Annotated in this window: 20 protein-coding genes; 14 read left to right on the top strand and 6 right to left on the bottom strand. The window is 43.9% G+C overall.

From position 1 onward, the window contains the following. Positions 1-583 precede the first annotated feature (583 nt). Positions 584-1198 carry an ABC transporter ATP-binding protein gene (locus tag H6G40_RS21125; RefSeq protein WP_238560462.1) on the bottom strand — a complete coding sequence of 205 codons (615 nt, stop codon included), beginning with the start codon at positions 1196-1198 and terminating at the stop codon, positions 584-586. Positions 1199-1664: 466 nt separating this feature from the next. On the opposite strand from H6G40_RS21125, the gene H6G40_RS21120 reads away from it, so the two are divergent. After that, on the top strand, positions 1665-2090 hold the full coding sequence (locus tag H6G40_RS21120; RefSeq protein WP_238406055.1) for a hypothetical protein: 426 nt from the start codon (positions 1665-1667) through the stop codon (positions 2088-2090). A gap of 266 nt (positions 2091-2356) precedes the next feature. After that, entirely contained in the window at positions 2357-3547 is a 1191-nt protein-coding gene (locus H6G40_RS21115) for a class I SAM-dependent methyltransferase (protein WP_002739284.1), read from the top strand. Between the two features lie 227 nt (positions 3548-3774). Here the strand turns inward: H6G40_RS21115 and H6G40_RS21110 are convergent, their stop codons facing one another. Continuing rightward, positions 3775-4014 (bottom strand): DUF4327 family protein, encoded by a 240-nt coding sequence (locus H6G40_RS21110; RefSeq protein ID WP_002738935.1) that lies wholly within the window; start codon positions 4012-4014, stop codon positions 3775-3777. Here H6G40_RS21110 and H6G40_RS21105 point away from each other — a divergent pair. Continuing rightward, positions 4004-4165 carry a hypothetical protein gene (locus H6G40_RS21105; RefSeq protein ID WP_002752946.1) on the top strand — a complete coding sequence of 54 codons (162 nt, stop codon included), beginning with the start codon at positions 4004-4006 and terminating at the stop codon, positions 4163-4165. The genes H6G40_RS21110 and H6G40_RS21105 overlap by 11 nt on opposite strands. A 512-nt stretch (positions 4166-4677) precedes the next feature. On the opposite strand, the gene H6G40_RS21100 is transcribed toward H6G40_RS21105, so the two are convergent. Genes H6G40_RS21100 through H6G40_RS21090 form a run of 3 tightly spaced genes read right to left on the bottom strand, consistent with a single transcriptional unit; the run spans position 4678 to position 5904 of the window. Beyond that, a complete protein-coding gene (locus tag H6G40_RS21100; protein WP_016515837.1) occupies positions 4678-5166 on the bottom strand; it encodes a diacylglycerol kinase in 489 nt (162 codons plus the stop codon). Positions 5167-5194: 28 nt separating this feature from the next. Next, complete coding sequence (gene ybeY / locus H6G40_RS21095) at positions 5195-5707, bottom strand: rRNA maturation RNase YbeY (protein WP_069474481.1); 513 nt, start codon at positions 5705-5707, stop codon at positions 5195-5197. Between the two features lie 11 nt (positions 5708-5718). Beyond that, positions 5719-5904: a DUF3285 domain-containing protein gene (locus H6G40_RS21090; RefSeq protein WP_002752941.1), complete on the bottom strand. Its 186-nt coding sequence runs from the start codon at positions 5902-5904 to the stop codon at positions 5719-5721. Between the two features lie 172 nt (positions 5905-6076). On the opposite strand from H6G40_RS21090, the gene H6G40_RS21085 reads away from it, so the two are divergent. The 11 genes from H6G40_RS21085 to H6G40_RS21035 all read left to right on the top strand — a co-directional run bounded on the left by H6G40_RS21085 (position 6077) and on the right by H6G40_RS21035 (position 13249). Further along, entirely contained in the window at positions 6077-7528 is a 1452-nt protein-coding gene (locus tag H6G40_RS21085; protein ID WP_190538223.1) for a RecQ family ATP-dependent DNA helicase, read from the top strand. A gap of 505 nt (positions 7529-8033) precedes the next feature. Further along, a complete protein-coding gene (locus H6G40_RS21080) occupies positions 8034-8849 on the top strand; it encodes a hypothetical protein (protein ID WP_069474479.1) in 816 nt (271 codons plus the stop codon). Between the two features lie 425 nt (positions 8850-9274). Continuing rightward, a complete protein-coding gene (locus H6G40_RS21075) occupies positions 9275-9511 on the top strand; it encodes a DUF4160 domain-containing protein (RefSeq protein WP_002738880.1) in 237 nt (78 codons plus the stop codon). Continuing rightward, on the top strand, positions 9492-9806 hold the full coding sequence (locus H6G40_RS21070; protein ID WP_002752929.1) for a DUF2442 domain-containing protein: 315 nt from the start codon (positions 9492-9494) through the stop codon (positions 9804-9806). The genes H6G40_RS21075 and H6G40_RS21070 overlap by 20 nt, the downstream gene beginning before the upstream one ends. Before the next feature lie 224 nt (positions 9807-10030). After that, positions 10031-10306, top strand: a complete 276-nt coding sequence (locus H6G40_RS21065) for a hypothetical protein (RefSeq protein ID WP_002739245.1) — start codon at positions 10031-10033, stop codon at positions 10304-10306. Between the two features lie 11 nt (positions 10307-10317). After that, positions 10318-10668, top strand: coding sequence for a clan AA aspartic protease (locus H6G40_RS21060; RefSeq protein WP_223210736.1), 351 nt, complete (start codon positions 10318-10320; stop codon positions 10666-10668). Positions 10669-10917: 249 nt separating this feature from the next. Beyond that, a complete protein-coding gene (locus H6G40_RS21055) occupies positions 10918-11193 on the top strand; it encodes a hypothetical protein (protein ID WP_002752924.1) in 276 nt (91 codons plus the stop codon). Next, entirely contained in the window at positions 11190-11558 is a 369-nt protein-coding gene (locus H6G40_RS21050) for a hypothetical protein (RefSeq protein ID WP_002752923.1), read from the top strand. Before H6G40_RS21055 ends, H6G40_RS21050 begins: the two co-directional genes overlap by 4 nt. Before the next feature lie 566 nt (positions 11559-12124). Continuing rightward, positions 12125-12364 (top strand): hypothetical protein, encoded by a 240-nt coding sequence (locus H6G40_RS21045; RefSeq protein WP_002739406.1) that lies wholly within the window; start codon positions 12125-12127, stop codon positions 12362-12364. 117 nt (positions 12365-12481) lie between these two features. Next, positions 12482-12745, top strand: a complete 264-nt coding sequence (locus H6G40_RS21040) for a PIN domain-containing protein (RefSeq protein WP_334310865.1) — start codon at positions 12482-12484, stop codon at positions 12743-12745. A 99-nt stretch (positions 12746-12844) separates the two neighbouring features. Continuing rightward, positions 12845-13249, top strand: coding sequence for a hypothetical protein (locus tag H6G40_RS21035; RefSeq protein WP_190538222.1), 405 nt, complete (start codon positions 12845-12847; stop codon positions 13247-13249). 73 nt (positions 13250-13322) lie between these two features. Here H6G40_RS21035 and H6G40_RS21030 read toward each other — a convergent pair. After that, positions 13323-13569 (bottom strand): IS30 family transposase (locus H6G40_RS21030; RefSeq protein ID WP_190537171.1); only part of this gene is annotated, 247 nt, incomplete at its 5' end.

Below are 13569 nucleotides of genomic sequence, written 5' to 3'. Positions count from 1 at the left end.
TATTTGAGTAAGCCAGACAGAAGCCAGAAAAAGATATTTATCAGAAAAGTCATGATCAAGCTAGAGGTTTAAAGACTGATCGGGTTCCAATTATTTTTATTAATAAATATTTTACACAATTCATACCAGGTAAGCAAGAGGGCTACGCCACTACTACCAAATCATTACCAAGTGATTAAGTAGGTAGGTGTTAAAAGTTCTCAGGCACCCCCCTTATCAAGCTGTCCTTTAGTCACATCTTTCTTAACATTTCAAACCTTTGTAGCACAAGGCTTTCAAGACTCGGTTAACAATTTGTAATATTCCTTGTTGACACCCTTACAAAACAAAGAAAAAACTGAAATCAAGTCAGGATAAGGGTTGGAGTGCTTACTGCAAAAATTGTTAAGAAAGATCCCTATAAGGGATAGCTTATCAAGGGGGACAGGGGGGATCCCCCCGCCCATCAGCACCCCCCTTATCAAGGGGGGCAGGGGGGATCAGACGCAAAATCTATCTTCAATTTAATTATAACTACTTACTTATAAACTGTAATGATTAAACAATAGAGCGAGAAATTGAAATCCCTAAAGGGATCAAGTGACTATATCTCGTCGCTGCGAATACTATCCACCAAATTCTGTCGCATCTCTAGGAATTCTCGGGATAGCCGCAAAGAAGCCGGGGTTACCTCGTGGTCACGGTGGGCGAAAGGATTGACGATATCCTTAACCACGCGACCGGGACGAGCGTGGAGGACAACGATGCGGGTGGCGAGTAAGAGAGTCTCTTCCACGTCATGGGTGATGAAAAAGATCGTTTTCCCTGTTCTCTGCCAAATGCCTCTGAGATGGGTTTGGATCGATTCGCGGGTGAGCGCATCGAGTGCGCCAAAAGGTTCGTCCATGAGAATAATCGCTGGTTCGGCGGCTAGGGTACGGGCGATCGCTGATCGTTGTTGCATCCCTCCGGAAAGCTGATAGGGGAAGAAATTCGCCGCTTCCGAGAGTCCCACCATCTCCAAAGTGGCGGATACCCTTTGTTTTCGTTCCCGATCGCTCACTCCTTTCATTTTTGGCCCAAACTCGACATTTTTGGCGATCGTTAACCAAGGGAACAGGTTAGGACGAGAGAACCACTGAAACCACCACCGATAATGGCGATCGCCAGTTGAGAAACAGTCACATCGGTCATGTCCTTGTCCTGTATTATAATTCATTCAAGATTGTATTATGCTTCATTTAGAATACAAAGACAAGGCTGCGATGCTACGGGGCGGCTACATCTAAAATGAGAGTGCCTGGTGAACTATCCCTAAATTGACGAAGGTAGTAGCTTCCTTTACTGTATCCTTCGATTCTGTGGCAAAATCGGGCATAATTTGGTAGAATTCCTTCAAATAAAAATGAAACAACAGATTGATTTTATTCTCGATACAACCAAGAAATATTAAAGTAATCTTAAGGTTAAGATAGTTTTAAAATGTAGCAAATGTACTTGGTATTCACAATTTTAAAAGCACAACCCCAAGGATAGAATCGAGTAAAGCCAGTTTCGGCTTTGTTTGGCATTCAAATTTGTTTAAGTCCCATTAGAGTAGAATTGCAGTAGGAATGGGAACTGGCAGAAAGTCGGTTACAAGGTTGGTGACTATGAATTTCCGGGGAATTTTTCTTAGATATCTCATGCTGGTTCTGGTGTTGACCCCAACGCCGGTTTTAGCCCAGCAGACAGATGTTATGATCGCACCCACTCAAATTGATATCGTGGGGATGAAAGGAGCGATCGCAACTCGACGTTTATTTGTGAAGACTCCCCAGCCTATTGAAGGAATGCAGCTGATTCCTCCCGATCTCAATAGCTCTGATGGAACTCAAATATTACCGCCAGCAGCAGTCCAGATTCCAGAAATGTCGCCCAAACAGCCACAAAACCGATGTCAAGCTTCAGGTATTGAAAGAATTACTGCTAGTCTAGAAAAGTCTAATGAAGCAATTCTCCCTGTCTGTTTTGACTTAAAAGAAGCCCCTAGCGGAGAATTTTCCAGTCAGCTACAACTCAGCTATCAAGGGGGACAGCAGCTTGTTCCGATTATTAAACCTCTTGCATAATTAATTTTTGAGGGTTCAAAAACGGTAAAAATAAGGATTCAATTGCATAAAATTCTTAAATAGACCATTTAATTGATTAATGCTCATTCTTAATTCTCCTGACTACCGGCTCCTGACTCCTGACTCCTAACCCTAACAACAATTTTTGATTTTTACAAGAGGTCTATTTACCCCCGACCAACTCAAAAAAACCCCGGCTGACTTTCCCGATCGCTGCCGTCTGTGAGACAATCGATCGAGTGTTATCCTAAACTCTGCCAATTTTCATGTCCGACGACGCTACTATTCGCACTGCTGTACAACGTCTCTACAATACCTATCCTTTCCCCCCCGAACCGCTCCTAGATGAACCTCCTCCCGGTTACAATTGGCGCTGGAATTGGATTGCTGCCTATAACTTTTGTTCTCATCGTAAACCTGAACGAGAGGATATCCGCATTCTCGATGCGGGTTGTGGTACTGGTGCGGGAACCGAATATCTGCTCGCGCTCAACCCTTTTGCTAATATAGTCGCTATAGATATCAGTGAAAAAGCTCTAGAAATTGCCAAAGAACGCTGTAATCGTTCGGGAGTCGCACCAAAACACCGAGGTTCTCTGGATTTTCACCATTTACCCCTTGAATCGGCCACCAATCTCCCCGGAGAATTTGATTTAATTAACTGCGTCGGGGTGCTGCACCATCTCCCAGACCCGATTAAAGGGATTCAATCCCTCGCGCAAAAACTGGCCCCCGGTGGTCTGCTGCATATTTTCGTCTATGCACAATTGGGACGCTGGGAAATCCAGTTAATGCAATCTGCGATCGCACTTTTGCAAGGAGACCGACGCGGGGATTATAAAGATGGGGTCGCTGTCGGCCGAAAGATTTTTGCCTCTCTACCAGAAAATAATCGCATTTTGAAACGGGAAAAAGAGCGTTGGTCAATGGAAAATCATCGCGATGAATCCTTCGCTGATATGTACGTTCACCCCCGGGAAGTGGACTATAATATCGATACCCTCTTTCAACTGATTGATGCGTCAGGATTAGCCTTTATTGGCTTTTCTAACCCTTCCTACTGGCAATTAGAGCGTTTATTGGGTAAATCCCCCGAATTGATGGCTAGAGCGCAAAATTTAGGGGAAAGGGAACGTTATCGCTTGACGGAATTATTAGACCCCGAAATCACCCACTATGAATTTTTCCTCGCTAAACCACCGATTTTGACTGCCGATTGGTCCGGGGATCAAGTCCTAGAGAATGCAGTGGCCGAAGTTCATCCCTGTCTTTACGGTTGGCCTAGTGCAAGTGTTCTAGATTACGATTATCGGCCAGTTAATCTCTCGGAGAGAGAATTTGATTTTCTACAAGCTTGCGATGGTCGTTTAACCGTGGGAGCAATCGATGCTCAAGTTGGTTTAGGATTAACTGGTGTGCGTTCTTTACAACAGCGCCAACTACTGATTTTAAGTTAGGGAAAACTTGGGGATGTTAGAGATAGCGTCCCTTGGCAATCGGCAACTTTTAAACTAACTTGGCTGAATCTTGCCAAAAATTCTTGTTTCTTAACAATTATCCCCCTCTCTCCCCATAGTTTCAGCCCCAGAAATGACTAGGGCTGAATTATAATAGTTATATAGAGTGGACAAGGCTGATAAATTTCTGATTGGTCCGATTTTTACCCAGATCGGCAAACGGGAGTTTAGTCATTATCCCAAGATTCCGAGGCGATTAAGTCACCAATTTGATCCCTGAGAAGGTAGTCACACCGTTCTAGTTCACATTCAACACAAACCCACTCCCGAGGGGGAATGAACTGACAGAGGGTGTAGATCGGTTGGTGTCTGCTCACTACCCCCTGTTCTACCATCTGACGGACTTCGTCCTTAATCATCCTGATAGAGTAAGCGGTGGGAGCGGTGGAGAAAGTTATGGCACTCATGGGAGATTTCCTGCAAGATCTACAAAAAAGTCTTATCAATAACTATACTCTAACCTATAAGGGGACAAAAGAGATTTTTTGCTGTATCGAGGATGACAATTTTTTATATATAGCGAAACCCTCTCCCCTCGCCAGTTTAGGCTTAGGTTAAGAAAAGTTAAATTCATCGGCTAAAAGCTGTCGAGTCCCCTTATGCCAAATCAGTGATCAGTGATCAGTTATCAGTGATCAGTTAAGCTGTTGACTATCTAGAGTTTGCTGAATAAATCTAAAAACCTTGTTGGATAAGACTTTTAGACTTTTTTCCCCTCAAAAAGTGCCAGCCATTGGGGTGATCGGGGGGAAAATTCCTGGACTTTTTCCCTGAAAATTAGGTAGTTGACCACCTGAAAATCGATAAAACCCCACACCCCACACCCCACACCCCACACCCTGCCATCAGGAAAAGCTTTTTCAGCAAACCCTATCTAATATTACTGGTTAAGACTGCACCGGAGTGCTGGAGTTGGCAGCAGGGAGAGGAATTCAGAGCATTTGTACTTAATTTTTCCCTAAGCGTTTTAAAATCAGTACAGATGATCAGTGATCAGATTTGAGTTTTCAGTTTACCGTTTACTGGACGGCTACGCCGTGCCTTTGGCAACACGGAAAAAAGCTTCCCGCTTAAACTAATAAATGGGGAATAAAAATAAAAGCCGCTACGAGTAAAGCGGCGATCGAGGCGATTAAAACGGCACCAGCGGCACAATCTTTCGCTATTTTGGCTAAATCATGGTAGGATTGCCCCACCGTCAGATCTACCACTGATTCTAGGGCAGTGTTGATTAATTCTAAGACCATCACCAGAGCGCAGGTAAGGGTGACAATCGCCATTTCCATGGCATTAACCCGCAAAAATAAGCCCCAACTAATCGCTACTAGGGTCATCAGGGTGTGAATGCGAAAATTTCTTTGACTAACAAAAGCATAACGGACTCCGGCCCAAGCGTAGCGAAAACTGACTAACAGATTCGAGGCGACTTGCCAAGCGTATTCTCTTTGACTGGGATTGTTACCCTCACTCACCTGTCCCGATCGAGGGATAAAATTATTGTTGAGATAGGGATTAGATAGGCTGGTAGATTGGTTGGCTTGATGATAGTTTGTCTTCATATTCCTCAATAATGCTTGACAAAAATAACTAACTATGTATCGGCATTTCGACGGTTTTTAACAAAGTTTCCTGTAAAGATAGCATTTCTAACAGACTTGTTTCATCGGGATGGTCCCAACCCAAAAGATGTAAACAAGCGTGGGCAGTTAACCAAGCCAATTCTCGCACCAAAGAATGATTTTGTGTTAAAGCCTGTTGTTGTGCTGTCTCCACAGAGATGATAATATCCCCCAAATATAAAGGTTCTGTCTCTAAAATGCGCTCATCGACTGGTAAATCCACTTCCAGAGCGGCAAAAGCGAGAACATCCGTCGGTTGATCTTTGTGGCGATATTGGCAATTATAGGTCTGAATTTCTCGATCGTCTGTTAAACGCAAACTTAGTTCATAACCGGCGGCAAGGGGGAGATAATCCGATAGATAGCCTAACCATGTCTCCAACCAATAGTGCCAAGTTTCCCCATCCACAGGACTATTTCCGGGATCAAAATAATTATCCTGTAGGCACAAATCCACCCCTAGGGGTAAAGTCTCACTCACCAGATTTCACCCTAGGGACGCGTCAGATAGGAAATACCGACAAAAAAGCCTAATAGGGCTGCTGTAGTCAAAAAAAAGTGTTTTAACGAGACGCCTTTTTTCTTGACCATATTCCGCATCGCCAGCTTGACGTAACTGGGTTGCGCTTCGGTGGCGGTTTCTACTGCGGGGTCAGTGGTGCTAACAGGTTCAGTCATCAGTAATTCCCCAGACAAGGATTGATCGCTATAAGTGTAACAGATTATTAAAGAAGTGCCAAAAAAATTCAATTATGGGAAAAATTGTTACCCGTCCGGGATAGTCAAAACCGCTCAACTCCCCCACACCCCACACCCTACACCCCACACCCCACACCCCAGCAGTTAACCCATGTCTTCCCACGATACCGAAAGCATCCGGACTATTTTTCAGAAAATTTGGGGCTATGAGGCCTTTCGCTTTCCCCAACAGGAGATTATCGAGACAATTTTAGCGGCAAAGGATGCCCTGATTGTCATGCCCACGGGATTCGGTAAATCTATCTGTTTTCAACTGCCCGCTTTATTAAAAACCGGCTTAACCCTAGTGATTTCTCCCCTGGTTGCCCTAATGGAAAATCAGGTGGAGGAATTATTAGCCAAAAAATTACCCGTTGCCCTGATTCATAACGAAATCCCCCGACAACAGAGAAAGAAAACCTTAGCAGCGATCGCAGATCAAACCCTGCGACTTCTCTATCTTTCGCCGGAAACCCTCTTAAGTCCGCCCCTCTGGTCAAAATTAACCCTTCCCCACGTTAAAATTAACGCTCTCATCCTCGACGAGGCCCATTGTTTAACCCAGTGGGGCGATAATTTTCGTCCTGCCTACCGTCGTCTCGGGGCTGTCCGTCCCGCTCTGCTGCAATCAAAACCGGCCGGCAGCCAAATAGCGATCGCTGCTTTCACCGCCACCGCTAACCCCGCCACCCGTGAGACGCTCACCCGCATCTTACAACTAGAAAAACCACAGCTTTTCTTAATAAATCCTTACCGTCAAAACCTTGACTTAAGCACCAAAATATGTATTAGCCCCGGTTGTCGTCGTCATCAACTATTAAACTTCCTCACCGGTCAACCTCGACAATCCGGCCTGATCTATACTCGTTCCCGTCGCCATAGTGAAAATTTAGCGGCATGGTTGCAATCTCTCCACTATCGCACCAGTGCCTATCATGCCGGTTTATCGCCCTTTCAGCGTCGGGAAATAGAACAAAATTGGCTGCGGGGGGATTTAACTTTTGTTGTCTGTACCTCAGCTTTTGGCATGGGTATCAATAAACCCGATGTGCGTTGGGTTGTCCACTACCAACCCCCAGCTTTACTATCGGAATACCTACAGGAAATCGGCCGCGGTGGTCGCGATGGCGGTAAAATGCAGGCTCTCACCTTAATTAGTGAACCGACGGGATGGTTAGATAATAGCGATAAAAACCAGCAAAAATTCTTTAACTCCCAACAGGAGCGCCAATACCGACAAGCTTGGCAAATTTTAGCCCAAATTCCCCTAGAGGGCAAAGTAGAGGCGATTAGTGCCGAATTTCCCGATGGTGCGCTCATTCTCTCCCTTTTACACAGTCTCGATCGCCTAGAATGGCTCGATCCTTTTCATTATCGGCTTATTTATCCTCATAATTCAGCCAAGATGACTTTTAAACCCAGAAATGAGATATTTCCCTACCTCTATACCCGTCGCTGTCGTTGGCACTTTCTCTTAAATGCCTTTGGGTTTCAGGAAAATGCCGATAATTTTCGCTGTGGTCATTGCGATAATTGTCGTCGCAATCGACCTCTGGTAAGCTAGGGAGCGCCAGAGCAGGGAGAGGAGAGCTTTTGTACTAAATTTTTCTGTCTTTTTTCTCCTCCTGTCTGGGATTTTCCTCACCTAAGGTCAGATTTTTGATTTTTGCAGGAGATCTATAGCGGTTTTCCCAGAAGTTAGTCCCGATTGAATCTATCAAGGGATTTACCATACCTTACCCGAAATAATAGTGAAATTCTGTGACAAAGTGCAGCCAGATATAAGAATCTTTGCTAGATTTCTAGAAGGATTCTGTGATAAGTTTCCTTAAAAGGAGATTGTTTGCAGTAAGCTAATCTGGCTAACACGCTTTTGGGCGTGATATGGGGAAAAGTTTTGGCGATCGCGCTTAAATAGAGTGATATGCCGAAAGTTGACCCATATTGTTACTCTGGAGAGTGTTATACGGAAAGTCTCTTTATAAGATTTAGTTATACATCTTTTATGCTGAGACACAATAAGCAAATTGCTGCGAAATTGTAACATTAGCAAATCAATCTAAATTTTTATGCCATTTGAATTAATTATCACTTCCCTAATTGGACTATTTTCGGGCGTTATTTCACTTTATGCAGATCCCAAAGATAAGAAACATAAAATCTGGCAATTCATTTTACTAGCCTTAATAATTGTGAGTGCTTGTAGTACTGTATATTTTGGCTATCGTAAGGAGCAAGAATCTAAAGCAACAGAAGCAAAAAAAGATTCCCAGATCAAGAATCTGAGCGATAATCTATCTCAAGTTAATAAGCAAAACTCCGAGCTATTGCAAACTGTTAATATAATGCAATCAAAACTCGATGTAACAGGAAGTGATACAAAATTCATTCGCAATATTCTTGAGAAACTTGGATGGAGTCAGGAGAACATCAACAATCCGAATAAGGGTCAGATTGGTCAGAGTTTACAGGCTAGTCAGTCACTAAACAAAATTAGTGGAAATGCTGATCAAAGAAGAGGCATCACAGTACAGTATTTTCCCAAAAATGTAGATCCTAATATTGTGAAATCGCGGCTAGAAGCTTTGGGTGTTAAGCTAAATACATCTGCTTCCCAACTTCCAGGAGTACCTACAAATGCTATTTGGTTTGGTTCAGGAGTAGACATGAATACCGTAAAAGCAGTTGCCTATACATTGATTGGAGCAGGAGTTGAGTTAAAAATGATTCGCCAGTTCAATAATTCGCAAGGTCGAGAGTATTTAATCCAAGTGGGAGGAGATGGTGAATGCATAAATCGTCCAACCTTAACAGTAGAACGAATCAGAGCTATTCAAGAATTCCCAAAACAGAGTGAGGTCAAAGGTTGCCGAGCAGACTTCTAAGAGTATGTGTTGGAAGCCGTAGGGTGCGTTCCCTGATATGGCTCCTACTGCTCCACCGATCGATTTTGGGGAACGCACCATGCACATTGATTGCAGCTGTGGGTTAAAGTGTGATCGCCGATCTTGTAGGGTGCGTTCCTTAAGGCGACTCCTACTGCTCCAGCGATCGATTTTGGGGAACGCACCATGCACATTGATTGCAGCTGTGGGTTTAAATGCGATGTCGAAGGCACTGCGTAGCAGATCGCTGATCTTGTAGCTTGGGTTGACGAAAAGAAATCCAACACCTTCGGAACTAAACTGTGAACGCTAATCTTGTATTGTTCTTAACCTTAAATAGCCTTTGGCCTACATGAGCATATTCACAGATTGACAGTCAGCGAGGCATTCAGCTATGTTTGAGATATTTAGAGCAAAACTTTTGAATGCCCACGCTGTTGACCGTTGGCCCATATCGATTCTTTTGCTACGCAGGCGATCGCCATGAGCCACCTCACATCCATGTTGAACGAGATCGAGAGATCGCTAAATTCTGGCTTCAGCCGGTTCGTCTTCAGAGTAACCAAGGATTTAACCGCACCGAAATTAACCGCATTCAAAAACTTGTTCAAGAAAACCAAGAACAATTACTAGCAGGCTGGAATGACTTTTTTAACGAATGAAGTATTTGAAACATTGGCAATTCAGCAATTGGCCATCACAGATGACACACTCAGTGTAGATTTGTCTGATGGGCGCACTATATCTGTTCCCTTGGCATGGTATCCTCGGCTCCTGCATGGCTCAATTGAGGAGCGCAATGATTATCGCTTGCTCGCTGGTGGCAGTGGAATCCATTGGAATCAACTAGATGAAGACATTAGCACTAAAAACTTGATTCTTGGCCAACCATCAGGGGAAAGTCAAAAATCATTGAAGCGTTGGTTAAATAATCGAGTACGATCGCCGATCTTGTAGGGTGCGTTCCCTAAGGCGACTCCTACTGCTCCAGCGATCAATTTTTGGGGAACGCACCATGCACATTGATTGCAGCTGTGGGTTTAAGTGCGATGCCGAAGGCACTGCGTAGCAGTACACCAATCTTATAGAGACTTAGTAGGATGGGCATTAGCTCATCCTACAGACCTGTGAGATATTATAGAGGGGTCTCCAGAAGTCAAATCGTAATCAGGAGTTAGTATATGCAAGCAATCCTTTTAAGCCGTGAAGAAGTTGCTCAACGTGCAGAGAAACTGTACGAAAGCAGAATCCGCCAAGAGGTGGAAGTTGAAGAAAACATTGGCAAGATGGTTATCATTGACATTGAAACAGGTGACTACAAAGTTGATGAAAATGGCTTACACGCTGCTGACTTATTGAGCGAGAAACACCCCCATGCTCGGCTCTTTGGGATCAAAATTGGCTACAACGTTGCTGCCGCTTTTGGTGGGGGTGTTATGGAGCGTGTAGTTAAGTGATTTCAGGTATTGTGGCTAATGGACACCCGCTTATCACTATCCCATTTCGGATTCCAAATCGCGCTGACTTTCCGATTGAGTTTGTAGTAGATACAGGATTTACAGATGAGCTTTGTTTACCACCCGAAGCAGTAGCATTACTGAATCTTCCTTTCAGGTACGATATGCGTGCGAATTTAGCAGACAACAGCCAAGTAATGCTGCCTCTTCACAAAGCAATTATTATCTGGAATGGTGAGGAGCGAGAAACTCGTGTATTTGCCACAGGGCGGCGACCCCTGGTTGGAACTGCTTTATTAGATAGCCATGAACTTGTGATTCAGTTTACGGAAGGTGGGTTGGTAACGATTGATGATTTGTAGTGCGATGCCGAAGGCACTGCGTAGCAGCACGCCGATCTTGTAGGGTGCGTTCCCTAAGGCGACTCCTACTGCTCCAGCGATCGATTTTTGGGGAACGCACCATGCACCTTGATTGAAGCGCCGATTCAAATTTGAAGTGCACCACTGGGGGGCTTGCGATGAGGCGGCTCATCAGTAGTAGAGCGGGAGCACTTCGTTAGAATAAATCAGAGTATCATTAAGGCAAAATACTGAGTTGAGGTCAACCCTATGGCAGTTCGTCAACGGCGTTATCCCAAAGATGAGTTAGCCGAGCGAGGGCAAAAACTCTACGAATCTGGCATTCGGCAGCAAGTCGAAGCCGGTAATGAAGGTAAGATTGTAGCGATCGACATTGAAACTGGAGAGTTTGAAGTCGATGAAAACGTTGTGCCTGCAACTAATCGACTCTTTGAACGTCACCCCGATGCCCAACCTTGGATCATTCGTATCGGACATCGCGCTGTTTATCATTTCGGGGCACGGAGTTTGAAGAAAAATCCATGATGGAAGGTGTTGTAAATTTGCGGCGTGAAGCCACGCTAAGGATTGTAGTCGGAAACTCAAATCGGCAACTGCAAGCGGTTGACGCGGTGATTGATACTGGGTTCAATGGATTTTTATCTTTGCCCTCTACAATCATTGCTACATTAAATTTACCTTGGAGTGGTTCTGATTTTGTCACGCTGGGTGATGGCAGTGAAACTTATTTTGATCTGTACACTGGGACTGTGATATGGGATGGGCAGTACCAAGAGATTGATATTGCAGAATCAGAAACAGAGCCTCTACTAGGAATGGCGCTGCTTTACAGATATCGGTTGCAGGTCGATAACATTGAGGGCGGTAAGGTCAAGATTGAAGCCTTATGAGCCAGTGCTAGAAGAGATTCGGTGAGGCGCGGTCTAACAACGCAGCCGTAGGGTGCGTTCCCTAATGTGGCTCCTACTGCTCCACCGATCGATTTTGGGGGAACGTACCATGCACATTTATTGCAGCTGTGATACCAAATCCTGTTATAATAAAACGAGTAAAGACGAGGTTTTAGACCCGATTTTTTTGATACCATTTAGTGGATAATCGACCTCTGGTAAGCTAGGGAGTGCCAGAGCAGGGAGAACACAGCACTTGTACTAAATTTTTTATGTCTTTTTTCTCCTCCTGTCTCGGATTCTCCTCACTTAAGGTCAGATTTTTGATTTTTGCAGGAGATCTATAGCCGTTTTCACAGAAGTTAGTGCCGATTGAATCTATCAAGGGATTTACCATACCTTACCCGAAATAATAGTGAAATTCTGTGACAAAGTGCAGCCATATCTAAGAATCTTTGCTACAATCCTGAGAAGCTTCTGTGATAAGTCTCCTTAAAAGGAGGCTGTTTGCAGTAAGCTAATCTGGCTAACACGCTTTTGGGCGTGATATGGGGGAGGATACAACCATGACTCATGAGATTTTAGGGGAATTTTTATCTTTGCCTGCTGAAGCACAGAGCCAAGTAGTCAGCCTGATCGCTTTTTTGAAACAAAAGTACATATATTCTGAACCTCTGTCTGCATCGTCAAATGTTGATTTAGTTAATGATCCCTTTGTTGGAATGTGGCGCGATCGTCAAGATTTAGATAGTACTACTTGGGTGCGAAATTTACGAGAAAGCGAGTGGTCAAAGACAAATGGCTAGTTCAACTATCGTAGATACCGACATAATCTTGATGTTGGTCGTGGTATTTCTGAAGCAGTCAATTGTCTGCAAAGGCTACAATCAAGTTCCAGATTAGCAATTAGCGTAGTTACACAAATGGAACTAATTGTTGGCTGCACTAACAAGTCAGAGTTACGGACGCTGGAAAAATTCCTTCAACAGTTTGATGTAATCAGAATTGACCAACCTATTTCAGACAAAGCGGTTGACTTACTTCGCTTGTATCGGCTAAGTCACGGTTTGCTGATTGCCGATGGCTTGATTGCAGGTACAGCAATAATATGGAATTACCCTTTTATCACCAAGAATCAACGAGACTACCGATTTATTCAAAATTTAAATGTATTACCCTACCCTTAGCGAAAAGCCTAACTAGACCGTTATGCCACAAGTCCTCGGTGGAGGGTGTAAACAGGGCTAGTTCATCGGTATCTGAAGTTAAAAAAGGAGAATTGGTTCTTGAGCGAGGATAAAGAGTATCAATGGCTTCAGTTTGAAAAACTGATAGATTTGCATAAATTTTATTTTGAAAATTTATGCAAATCCGCCTCTTTTTCCTTTGGAATTATTGGGGCGATTTTGACCTATGTAATCAGCGCTAAACTTAGCGAAAACTTAATCCGGCTTGCTCTTCAACTACCATTTCTACTCAGCATCGGGACGTTCATTATGTTTTGTTTCGGCACATGGAAGACTTGGGATTTGTCAAATTGGGTGAAGCATCATCAGGCAGAACTTGGAATTGATTGGCGACCTCATGCCGAAACTTTAACCTATATGTCAATCGCATTTGCTCTATTGTTCTTAATAGTAGCCATTGGTCTTGGAGGACTTATTGGAAATCCCTCAATGCTACAGCCGTAGGGTGCGTTCCCTAATGTGGCTCCTACTGCTCCACCGATCGATTTTTGGGGAACGCACCATGCACATGGCCAATTCAAGTCTGAATTGCATCACTGTCTGATCTACCTTTATAGAATACCTCATTCGGGGTACGATAGTCAAGACATTTTCGAGGACGATTGTTAATCAAGTTTACGGCTCTTTCCACCTCCTCTGGCTTAACGATTTTAAAATTCGTTCCCTTGGGGAAAAATTGTCTTAACAGTCCATTGGTATGCTCGTTTAATCCCCTCTCCCACGAATGATAAGGAGTAGCAAAATAAAAATCTGCTCCTAGTTTC

This window comes from Microcystis viridis FACHB-1342 (genome assembly GCF_014698335.1).
Lineage (GTDB): Bacteria > Cyanobacteriota > Cyanobacteriia > Cyanobacteriales > Microcystaceae > Microcystis > Microcystis ichthyoblabe_A.
The sequence above is the reverse complement of the archived record's forward strand: the minus strand, read 5'-3'. Positions and strand labels throughout refer to the sequence as shown.

What these genes read in the sequence shown, in the direction of transcription:
- H6G40_RS21125 (WP_238560462.1), bottom strand. Translation starts at nt 1,198, where the DNA reads ATGAATTATAATACAGGACAAGGACATGACCGATGTGACTGTTTCTCA.
- H6G40_RS21120 (WP_238406055.1), top strand. Translation starts at nt 1,665, where the DNA reads ATGCTGGTTCTGGTGTTGACCCCAACGCCGGTTTTAGCCCAGCAGACA.
- H6G40_RS21115 (WP_002739284.1), top strand. Translation starts at nt 2,357, where the DNA reads ATGTCCGACGACGCTACTATTCGCACTGCTGTACAACGTCTCTACAAT.
- H6G40_RS21105 (WP_002752946.1), top strand. Translation starts at nt 4,004, where the DNA reads ATGGCACTCATGGGAGATTTCCTGCAAGATCTACAAAAAAGTCTTATC.
- H6G40_RS21110 (WP_002738935.1), bottom strand. Translation starts at nt 4,014, where the DNA reads ATGAGTGCCATAACTTTCTCCACCGCTCCCACCGCTTACTCTATCAGG.
- H6G40_RS21100 (WP_016515837.1), bottom strand. Translation starts at nt 5,166, where the DNA reads ATGAAGACAAACTATCATCAAGCCAACCAATCTACCAGCCTATCTAAT.
- H6G40_RS21090 (WP_002752941.1), bottom strand. Translation starts at nt 5,904, where the DNA reads ATGACTGAACCTGTTAGCACCACTGACCCCGCAGTAGAAACCGCCACC.
- H6G40_RS21085 (WP_190538223.1), top strand. Translation starts at nt 6,077, where the DNA reads ATGTCTTCCCACGATACCGAAAGCATCCGGACTATTTTTCAGAAAATT.
- H6G40_RS21080 (WP_069474479.1), top strand. Translation starts at nt 8,034, where the DNA reads ATGCCATTTGAATTAATTATCACTTCCCTAATTGGACTATTTTCGGGC.
- H6G40_RS21075 (WP_002738880.1), top strand. Translation starts at nt 9,275, where the DNA reads ATGCCCACGCTGTTGACCGTTGGCCCATATCGATTCTTTTGCTACGCA.
- H6G40_RS21070 (WP_002752929.1), top strand. Translation starts at nt 9,492, where the DNA reads ATGACTTTTTTAACGAATGAAGTATTTGAAACATTGGCAATTCAGCAA.
- H6G40_RS21065 (WP_002739245.1), top strand. Translation starts at nt 10,031, where the DNA reads ATGCAAGCAATCCTTTTAAGCCGTGAAGAAGTTGCTCAACGTGCAGAG.
- H6G40_RS21055 (WP_002752924.1), top strand. Translation starts at nt 10,918, where the DNA reads ATGGCAGTTCGTCAACGGCGTTATCCCAAAGATGAGTTAGCCGAGCGA.
- H6G40_RS21050 (WP_002752923.1), top strand. Translation starts at nt 11,190, where the DNA reads ATGATGGAAGGTGTTGTAAATTTGCGGCGTGAAGCCACGCTAAGGATT.
- H6G40_RS21045 (WP_002739406.1), top strand. Translation starts at nt 12,125, where the DNA reads ATGACTCATGAGATTTTAGGGGAATTTTTATCTTTGCCTGCTGAAGCA.
- H6G40_RS21040 (WP_334310865.1), top strand. Translation starts at nt 12,482, where the DNA reads ATGGAACTAATTGTTGGCTGCACTAACAAGTCAGAGTTACGGACGCTG.